The organism is Longimicrobium sp., from assembly GCF_036280135.1.
In the GTDB taxonomy this organism is placed as follows: Bacteria; Gemmatimonadota; Gemmatimonadetes; order Longimicrobiales; family Longimicrobiaceae; genus Longimicrobium.
This window is the reverse complement of sequence record NZ_DASURI010000421.1, coordinates 1-9,049: the sequence shown is the minus strand read 5'-3', so window position 1 is coordinate 9,049 and position 9,049 is coordinate 1. Positions and strand designations below refer to the sequence as shown.

General features: G+C 72.4%; 7 protein-coding genes. 2 read left to right on the top strand and 5 right to left on the bottom strand.

Going from position 1 to position 9,049, the window contains the following annotated elements; translation table 11 throughout:
• Both VFZ20_RS13560 and VFZ20_RS13555 read left to right on the top strand, forming a co-directional pair.
• Nucleotides 1–374: hypothetical protein (locus VFZ20_RS13560; RefSeq protein WP_329684429.1), on the top strand; the 374-nt coding region annotated here is incomplete at its 5' end.
• A gap of 470 nt (nucleotides 375–844) precedes the next feature.
• On the top strand, nucleotides 845–2,344 hold the full coding sequence (locus VFZ20_RS13555; protein WP_329684428.1) for a lamin tail domain-containing protein: 1,500 nt from the start codon (nucleotides 845–847) through the stop codon (nucleotides 2,342–2,344).
• Nucleotides 2,345–2,501: 157 nt separating this feature from the next.
• Here the strand turns inward: VFZ20_RS13555 and VFZ20_RS13550 are convergent, their stop codons facing one another.
• The 5 genes from VFZ20_RS13550 to VFZ20_RS13530 all read right to left on the bottom strand — a co-directional run.
• Complete coding sequence (locus VFZ20_RS13550) at nucleotides 2,502–3,647, bottom strand: glycosyltransferase (RefSeq protein WP_329684427.1); 1,146 nt, start codon at nucleotides 3,645–3,647, stop codon at nucleotides 2,502–2,504.
• A gap of 304 nt (nucleotides 3,648–3,951) precedes the next feature.
• Nucleotides 3,952–5,046 carry a glycosyltransferase family 4 protein gene (locus VFZ20_RS13545; RefSeq protein WP_329684426.1) on the bottom strand — a complete coding sequence of 365 codons (1,095 nt, stop codon included), beginning with the start codon at nucleotides 5,044–5,046 and terminating at the stop codon, nucleotides 3,952–3,954.
• 2 nt (nucleotides 5,047–5,048) lie between these two features.
• A complete protein-coding gene (locus VFZ20_RS13540; RefSeq protein WP_329684425.1) occupies nucleotides 5,049–6,107 on the bottom strand; it encodes a glycosyltransferase family 9 protein in 1,059 nt (352 codons plus the stop codon).
• Between the two features lie 547 nt (nucleotides 6,108–6,654).
• On the bottom strand, nucleotides 6,655–8,406 hold the full coding sequence (locus VFZ20_RS13535) for an asparagine synthase-related protein (RefSeq protein ID WP_329684424.1): 1,752 nt from the start codon (nucleotides 8,404–8,406) through the stop codon (nucleotides 6,655–6,657).
• Nucleotides 8,403–9,049: glycosyltransferase (locus tag VFZ20_RS13530; protein ID WP_329684423.1), on the bottom strand; the 647-nt coding region annotated here is incomplete at its 5' end. The genes VFZ20_RS13535 and VFZ20_RS13530, both read right to left, overlap by 4 nt.

Genomic DNA, 9,049 nt, shown 5'->3' with positions numbered 1-9,049 from the left:
GGATCGGGTACTTTGCGCTCGACGCGCTCCCGGGCGACGGGGGCGATTACGTGGTGGACCTGGGCCGCGCCTGCACCGTTTCCGTCCGGCTGCTGCCCCGGCGGGCAAAGATCGCGTCGCTCGCCCCGGACTCGGTCGCGGAGCTTCGCTACAAGCTCGCTGAAGCGTACGCGATGCGCGACCTTGCGGTGCTCGCCGAGTTGCAGTCGATGGTCGGCCAGCGAATCCTGCACGCGGAAGCCCTCCCCAAGTCCAGGAAGAAAAGCGCGCTGGTGCTGCACCTGGAGGACGGGGACCTTGTCCACCTCGAGATCCGCCGTCCCCGGGACGAATTGCCCGGGGAGATCACGCGCACGCCGTCTCCGTCCCGCTGAGTTCCAGACCAACTGCATTCTCACGCAGAGGGAGCAGAGGCAGCAGAGTACCCCGGTTCCAGCACGGAGCCGGGGTTTCTGCTGTATGGCAACCTCTTACTGCATTCTCACGCAGAGCCGCAGAGGCGCAGAGGGGCCTCGTCGCACGATGAAGTACTCTGCGTCCTCCGCGGCTCTGCGTGAGAATGCAGTTGCTCCTGGACCATGCGCCTGCAATCGGCCGAATTGTGGAAGAAGTGGATTTTTGAAGTGGATGCGTGAACCGGGTTTCGTGGATTGAGTTCAGCAGGACGCAGGTTCCGTCTACAATTTCCACTCACAATCCGTCGAAAGCGCCGTTTGTTTATAGCGTAAATATCTGTAGATCATCGCGTTGCCGGATCGGCGGGGGATGCGCGCATCCGCGTTCGTGACGAGATTGGACGGGAAAGGATTCTCATCCTCCCCCTCCCCTAGGACAGGAGCACCCCATGCTGCGCCTCCGGATGCATCCCGCCGCCGTCGCCGCGGCGGCCCTCGTCACGCTCGCCGCCTGTACGGACACGGGCACGTCGCCCACGGCCCCGCTCGGGCCGGGGCCCCAACTGGCCGTCTCGGCCTACGCGTCGCAGATCGTCATCAACGAGGTCATGGCCGACCCCGGCGCCGTGGCGGACGCGGACGGCGAATGGCTGGAGATCCACAACACGGGCACCACCGCCGTCAACCTGCAGGGCTGGACCCTCGCCTCCAACAACGATTCGCCGCAGATCATCTCCAGCGCCGTCACCATCCCCGCGGGCGGCTACGCGGTGCTGGCCCGCAACGGCAGCGCGACCCTCAACGGCGGCATCACGCCGGCGTACGCGTACGCCGTGCTCAACCTGGCCAACACAGCGGACTGGGTGGCCCTGCGCGACGGCGGCGGCGCCAGCGTGGACTCCGTCGCCTGGTCCACCGCGATGCCGGCGGGCGCCTCGCGCTGCGTGAGCAACCCCGGGCTGGACAACCTCGACGCAAAAGGCGCCAACTGGCATACCAGCACGGCCGCGTTCGGCGCGGGCGACAAGGGGTCGCCGGGGGCGCGCAACGAGGGCAAGAAGGGCGCGCTCGTCGTCCGCATCATCGACGCGGGGCAGGCGGACGCCATCTTCATCGAGAACGGAAAGACGCGCATCATCCTGGACGCGGGCCAGGGGCTGGGCCGCATGGCGGACCTGGTCCAGGAGTTCGGGATGGCCAACGGCACCATCGACATGATGTTCATGTCCCACGCCCACTACGACCACCACGGCGGACTGCGCGAGTTCTTCAAGTCCGCGCACAACATCAACATCCCCATCTTTTTCGAGAACAAGGACGCGCAGGCCAGCACCACCCTGCAGGAGCTGCGCGACTCGCTGGCGGCGCGCTCCGGCCGCGGCGTGCTGGACTACCGCGACACCGACAACGCGTGCGGCACCGGCGCCGCCATCTGCACGTTCGTCCTGGACGGCGGCGCAAAGCTGCACGTGATGCGCCCCAAGCCCACCGGCGACGTGAACGACCGCTCCGTCCCCCTCAAGCTCGTGGGCCCGGACAGCGCCAGCTTTACCATGTGGCTCAGCGGCGACGCGGAGCACGGCGCGCTGGCGTACTTCGACTCCGTGGGATACGACGTGTCGCCGGGGATGAACGTGGACGTGGTCAAGGGCAACCACCACGGCAGCTGCAACGGCATCAGCAGCCGGTTCCTGGACCTGACGTCGCCGTCGTGGATCACCTTTGGCGTCAGCGCGACCAACGGCTACCACCACGTGCACACGCAGACCAAGACGCTGCTGGCCGGCCGCTCCATTCCCTGGTACCGCTCGGACGGCAACGGCCGCATCACCTTCACCACGCCGGGAACGCCCGGCGGCGGCTACACGGTCTCGGTGGAAAAGGGCACGCCCAGCATGGACGGCGCCGCGGACGAGACCTCCAGCCAGGCGGAGTGCAACAACCTGTAACGCCCGCGCGTGCTCGCGGACAGCAGGGCTCTCCTCCCACCGTCCGGCCGAGCAACTGATTTTTTCACGCAGAGCCGCGGAGGCGCAGAGTACTTCGTCACGCGATGAAGTACTCCGCGTCCTCTGCGGCTCTGCGTGAGACTGCAGTTGCCGTTGCTCACGGACGATGCGCGGACACGACCTCCGTCAGCAGGGCCTCGTAGCGGTCGATCATGGCGGCGAGCGAGAACTCGGCCCGGATGCGCGCGCGGCCGGCGGCGGCCATCCGCGCGCGCATCGCATCGTCGCGGGCCAGGGTGACGAGCGCGGCGGCCAGCGCATCCGGATCGCGCGGAGGCACGAGCAGGCCCTCCGCGCCGGGGCGGACGATCTCGGGGAGGCTGCTGGCATCCGCCGCGACGACGGGCGTGCCCACGGCCAGCGCCTCCGCCACCACCAAGCCGAACCCCTCCCAGTGCGACGGCACCGCCAGCACGTCCAGCGCCTTGATGACGGCCACGGCGTCCGCACGGTAGCCCAGCCAGCGGACGCGCGGAGCAACCGCCAGCAGGGCACCGGCGCCCGCCTCCTCCGGGCCCGTGCCCACCATCACCAAGTGCGTGTGCGGCAGGGCAGCCGCCACGGCCGGCCAGGCGCGCGCCAAGTCCAGGATCCCCTTCCGCTCGTCGAAGCGGCCCACGAATCCGATCCCCAGCGCGCCCGGCGGCAGGCCCAGGTCCGCCGGCGAAAGCGTGTCCAGGGCGGCCGCGTCGACGCCGTTGTGGATCATCCGCACGCGCTCCGGCCGCAGCCAGGGCGCGGACTGGAGCATCGTCCGGCGCGTGGACGCGGAGTTGGCCACGTGCAGCGCGGGAAGCCAGCCGTACAGCACGCGAAAATGCGGCGTGCGCTTGAGCGGCCGGTCGTTCGCGCGCCGCACGACGACGGGGATGCCCAGCGCCCGCGCCGCCGGGCCCGTGAGCCGCACGTCCTTTTCCATCAGCGTCAGCACGACGTCCGGTCGGTGGCGGCGCAGCGCGGCGGCCGCGCGGGCGATGGCGAGCGGGCTCAGGTCCATGCCGCGCGCCACGGGCTCCAGCGGCACCCGTCCCGTCAGCCGCGCCTGCAGGGGCGAGTCCGGCCGGCAGAACACCGTCACGGCGTGGCCGCGCGCCCGCAGCCCCAGCGCGAGCGCCTCCGTCACGACGTGCACGCCGCCCCACGCGTACGACGCGTTGCTGAGGACGATGCGCAGCCCGCCGCCCCCCGATCCCGGGACGACGGGCGGAGGTGCGAGCGCAACGCCGTCGAGAACGTCAGCCACGGCAAACGTCTCCCGCCGCCCCACGATGGGCCGATCACGGGGCCTCGCACGCGGAATGCGCGCGGGCACGCCGGCATCCGCACCCGGCACGGGGGCGTGCGCGGGGTGCGCCGATGGTTCTGTGTGACGTGAGTCCGTCGGCGGCGGGAGAGGATCGCCCGGCGTAGATGGGCGGCGCCGCCGACACGCCCCCGGAGCGGGGACGGTTCTCAGTCTAGCGAGGGTCCGCGGGGGAGCAAGGAAACGCTTGTCGTGCGCGGACTTCCGGGTCCTGCGATGGAACGGATGCGCGCGCCGAGGCGGATCAGGAGCGCGGCAGGGCGGATCGGCCAGGGCGGGACGCGGCGACGTCGCGCAGGAGCCGGTCGTAGCCGTCCACCATCGTCTCCAGGGTAAAGTGCTCGCGGACGCGCGCCATCCCCGCCGCGCCCAGCCGCGCCCGCAGCGCCGCATCCGTCCCCAGGCGGATGAGCCCGTCCGCGATGGCGTCCGCGTCGCGCGGGGGGATCAGCAGGCCCGTCTCGCCATCGACCACGAGCTCGGGGACGCCGGAGACGGCCGTGGCCAGCACGGGCTTGCCCGCCGCCATGGCCTCCATCACCACGTTGGGCACGCCCTCGCTGTACGACGGCAGCACGAGCAGGTCCAGCGCGGCCATCACGGACGGCAGGTCCGCGCGGTGCCCCGTGAACAGCACACGCCGCCCCGCGAGGCGCGCCCGCAGCTCCGCGTCGAAGGTGCCACGTCCCACGATCACCAGGTGCGCGCCGGGGAGGGCCGCTTCCACGCGCGGCCACGCATCCGCCAGCTCCGCCAGTCCCTTGGACGGCTCCATGCGCCCCACGCAGCCCACGACGAGCGCGCCCGCCGGCAGCCCCAGGTCCGCCGGCGGGGCGGACGCGCAGGCATCGGCGTCCACGCCGTTGTAGATGACGGAGACGCGCGCGGGGTCCAGCCAGGGCGCGGAGCGCAGGATGGTGCGCCGCGTGGCCTCGGCGTTCGTCACGTGGCGCGTGGGGACGGCGCCGTACAGCATTCGCCCGTACGGCCCGCCCTTGAGCCCCTGGTCGCTCCCGTGCCGCACGACGACGGGCACGCCCAGCGCGCGGGCCACGGGCGCGCTGAGCCGCACGTCCTTCTTGGTGAGCGTCACCAGCACGTCGGGCCGGCGGCGGCGCAGCGCGCCCGCGACGCGGACGAGCGTGGCCGGGTGCAGGTCCATTCCCCGCAGCACGGGCAGCGTCTCCAGGTGATCCCGCATCCGCTCGTGCAGGGGCGAGCCCGGGCGGCACATGACGGTGACCTCGTGGCCCCGCGCCGTCAGCCCCTGCGACAGGATCTCCGTCACGCGGTGCACGCCGCCCCAGCTGCCGGACGCGTTGCTCAGCACGATGCGCATCGTCAGCCCTCGCCGGCGACGGGGCGCGGACGCATCCGCGGCACGGCACGCTGGACGCGCTCCAGCACGTCATCCACCGTGATGTCTTCCATCCGCCCCAGCTTGGGCATCCAGTTGCTGGGATCCGGCGCCTCGCCGGGCTCCGTGTAGCGGTCGATCCACAGATCCTCGTACGCTTGGTACGGCCCCACGCGCCACGGGTTGGTGTGGCCGAAGAGGCCCACGACGGGCACGCCCAGCGCCCGCGCGATGTGCACGGGCCCCGTGTCGGGCGCGATGAGCAGCTGCGCGCTGTCGATGAGCCACATCAGCCGGCGGACGCTGTCGCCCAGGGCCCAGATGGGCGTGTGCTCCGCGCGGTCCATGATCTCGCGGGCGATGGCCTGCTCGCGCGCGCCCGGCCCGCCGATGAGCATCGTCCGGTAGCCGAAGTCCCGCTCCAGCGCGTCGACCACGCGGGCGTAGCGGTCCGCGAGCCAATCCTTCTTGGCGTTGGCCGACGCGGGAACGAGGGCCACCACGGGCCGGTTCTCCGCGACAAAGCGCGCCTGCTCCGCGCGCTCCTCCGGTGTGAACGTGATCCGCCACTCCGGCGTTTCCGGCTTGGGCAAACCCAGGTGCTGGAGGAACTCGAAGAAGAGGTCCTGCGTGTGCGCGCGCGGCCCGGCGGGGAGGTGGTGGTTCGCCGCCAGCCACGTGCCCTCCATGGCGCGGTCCCGCCCGAAGCCCAGGCGGTGCGGCGCACCCGAAAGGAGCGTTGGCCACGCGCTCTTGATGTACACGTTGAAGTTGATCGCCAAGTCGAAGCGCCCGCCGGCCAGGTCGCGCCGCAGCTGCCGGATGCCGCGCAGGCCCTGCTTCTTGTGGTAGACGACGACTTCGTCGATGGATGGATGGTGCCGCAGCGCCGCGGACGGCATGGGCTCCACGACCCAGGTGATGCGGCGCGACGGGTCGTCGGCCTTGAGGGCGTTGACGATGGGCAGCCCGTGGATGACGTCGCCCAGCCCCGTCAGCAGCACGATGCAGACGTTCCGCGCGGGATATTGAAGCTCGCTCATGCGCGCCCCCCCGGCGAGGCGGACCGTCCGCGCGACGAGGGAGCGAAAGCGAGCGGCAGCGAGGGGGTGGACGAGAGCGTCAGCGTGGGCGCGGACACGATCCAGGCCGATTCGGAGCGATCAAGTCCGACGCGCGCCAGCGAAGTCCCAGCCGGAGCGAATGAATTCGCCGCTGGAAATTCGCGAAGTCCGCCTTCGCGGACTGGGCCCGTGCACCGGCCGTCTCCGCGCACATCCGCACGCGATACGACGGAAGCCGTTCCAACCTCCCCCCGTCTTTTTTGGGGGAGGTGCGAGCCTGGGCGAGCGGAGGGGGCGCTCGCGCGGGAGCGGCGGCCGTCCGCGAGCGTCGTCCCTCGCGTTGCGTGAACGCCGCCCCGGTGCACACGAGACGACCTCCGCTGGGGCAGTCCGCGCAGGCGGACTTCGTGCCTTTCCAGCGGCGAATTCATTCGCTCCTGGGGGGCGCTCGCGCGGAGACCGCTTCCGCGCGCGGACATCGGCGGCGTCGGCGGCATCGGCGGCGTCGGCCGCGTCGAGAACCGGCTCATCGGCGGGTCAGCCAGGCGAGCTGCAGGGCGGCCAGGCGGCGTAGCGGCTTCCACCCGTCGCGCATGGCCTGCTCCGGGTCGGCCGCCTCGAACAGCGCGCCGAGCGGCGAATCGGCGATGGCGTGCTCGCGCGCCTTGACGTCCATCTCCGGCGCGCGGACGAACTGCTCCCACACGGGCCACGACTCCTGGTTGGCGCCCATCGTCCCCGTGGCCAGCGCGCGCAGGTCGCGCGCGAGCCCCAGCAGCGGCCGCGCGACGGCGTTCACGGGCTGCGGAAAGTACGGCATGCGGTTGCGGCTGTGCGGCACCCACCACGAAGGCGCCAGCAGCGGCCGCATGGCCCGCGCGAACAAGCGCCGCTCCATCTTCCACGCCTGCGGCACCCCCGCCGCGACGCGCACGACGGCGTTGGACTGGAACGGCTCGTGGCCGCGGAACAGGCGCCGGTTGCCGTGGAATCCCGACGCGTACTTGCGCATGGTGAACGGGTAGATGTACGACCATTCCTCCGCCGACTCCGGGCGAATCTCCGCCAGCCGCCGCCGGAACGCGTCGCGCCGCTCCGCCGCCGCGCGCAACAGCTCGGGGCGGATGCCGGGAAGCTGCGGCGGCTCGGCGGCGCGGATGCCGGGCGACTCGCCGCGCAGCACGCGCCGCCGCGACGAGCCCGTCACGTTGTCGGCCTTGAGCAGCGCGTCCGACGAGAACCCGCCCAGCACGACGGGCAGCTGGTCGATCCCCATCGACTTCGCCAGCCCGTATCCGTGCACGTCGATGAACTCGTTCTGCGTGCCCACCAGGGCGGCAACCGTCTCGAAGTGCCGCAGGTCGTGCATGGGCGGGCGCGGCTCCCAGCGCAGGCGGGCGCCGTACGCGCGGGCCACGCGCCGCGCGCTGCGCACCTCGCGGTTGTCCGCCTCGGTGTAGATGAAGCCCCGCACCTCCACCTCGCGCGGCACGGCGCCCAGCACGGCGCGCGAGTCCTCGCCGCCGCTCAGCAGCATGCCCACGCGCCGGTGCACGTCCACGGCCAGCTCCACGTCCGTCACGAGCGCGATCCGCAGCGCCTCGGCCGCGTCGTCGAGGGAGGCGAAGTCCGTCCGCTCCACCGGCTGCCAGTAGACGCGCTCCGGCGTCGTCCATCCGCCGATGCCGAAGCGCCGCGTGCAGCCGGGCGCCATCTGCGTCACGCCGGGATAGAGCGTCCGCGGAGGGGCGATGGTGAAGTAGCCCATCATCTCCACGGCGCTCACGGGGTCGATCTCGCCGCGCAGGCCGGCCGCCTCGGCCACCGCGTCCACGTGCGTGCCGATGACCAGCCGCGGCTCCGGGTCGCGCACCTCCGCCGCGAAGAGCGGAATCCACCCGAACAGGTCGGTGGCGACGGTCCCGCCGCTCGCGTCGTCCAGGGCGATGGCGGCGAACGGGCCGTCCAGCCAATCCGCCCAGCGGTCCGCCGCGCCGTCGACGAGCAGGCGATGGACGGATTCGCGCCGCGCGGATTCCAGCGCGGGCCCGGCGATCATCCCGTCCACGCGCGCCAGCGGCTCGCCGACGAGGATCGAGAGCGACCGCGCCGTCTCCCATGCCGGGTCGGGATGATACGGCGCGCGTGCGGTGGCCAGCGTGCCCCACTCCGCCGTCCACTCGGCGTACTCGCCCGCGACGGGGCCGATCCACCGCTCCAGGATGCGCTTGAGCTCCGCGGGCGGGCGGCGGCGGGAAGAGAAAAGAAAGTCGCTCACGGCGCGCGCCCGGCCAGCACGGCCTCGTAGCCGTCGATCATCCGCTCCAGCGTGAACTCGTGGTCCGCGCGCCACTTGGCCTCCGCCGCGCGCGCGGCGACCTCCGGCGCGCCGGCGCGGATGCCGTCCACGACCGCGCGCAGGCCGGCCGCGAGCGCCTCCGCGTCGTCCCGGTCCAAGATCCAGCCGCCGGCGGGGCGGCCGTCGCGCGCGGCGAGGCCCTCCCACGCGCCGCCCACGTCCGCCGCCAGGATGGGCTTCGCGTCCGCCATGGCCTCCAGCAACGCCACGCTGAAGCCCTCCGTGCGGCTGGGCAGCACGAACAGGTCGCACGCCGCGACGAGCGCCGGAACGTCCGATCGCCGGCCCAGCAGGTGGACGCGGTCCGCCACGCCGCACGTCCGCGCTCGGTCCACAAGCGCCGCGCGCTGCGCGTCCGTGCCGCCGCCGGCCAGCACCGCGTGCACGCCGGGCAGGGCCGCCACGGCGTCGATCAGCAGGTCGAAGCCCTTGTTGTGCTCCATCCCGCCCACGGCCAGAGCGATGACGGCGTCCGCGGGGATGCCCAGGTCGCGGCGCAGGGGCGCGGGCGTCGGTGGATCGACGGATTCGATCCCGTTGACGACGACGTGCACGCGGTCCG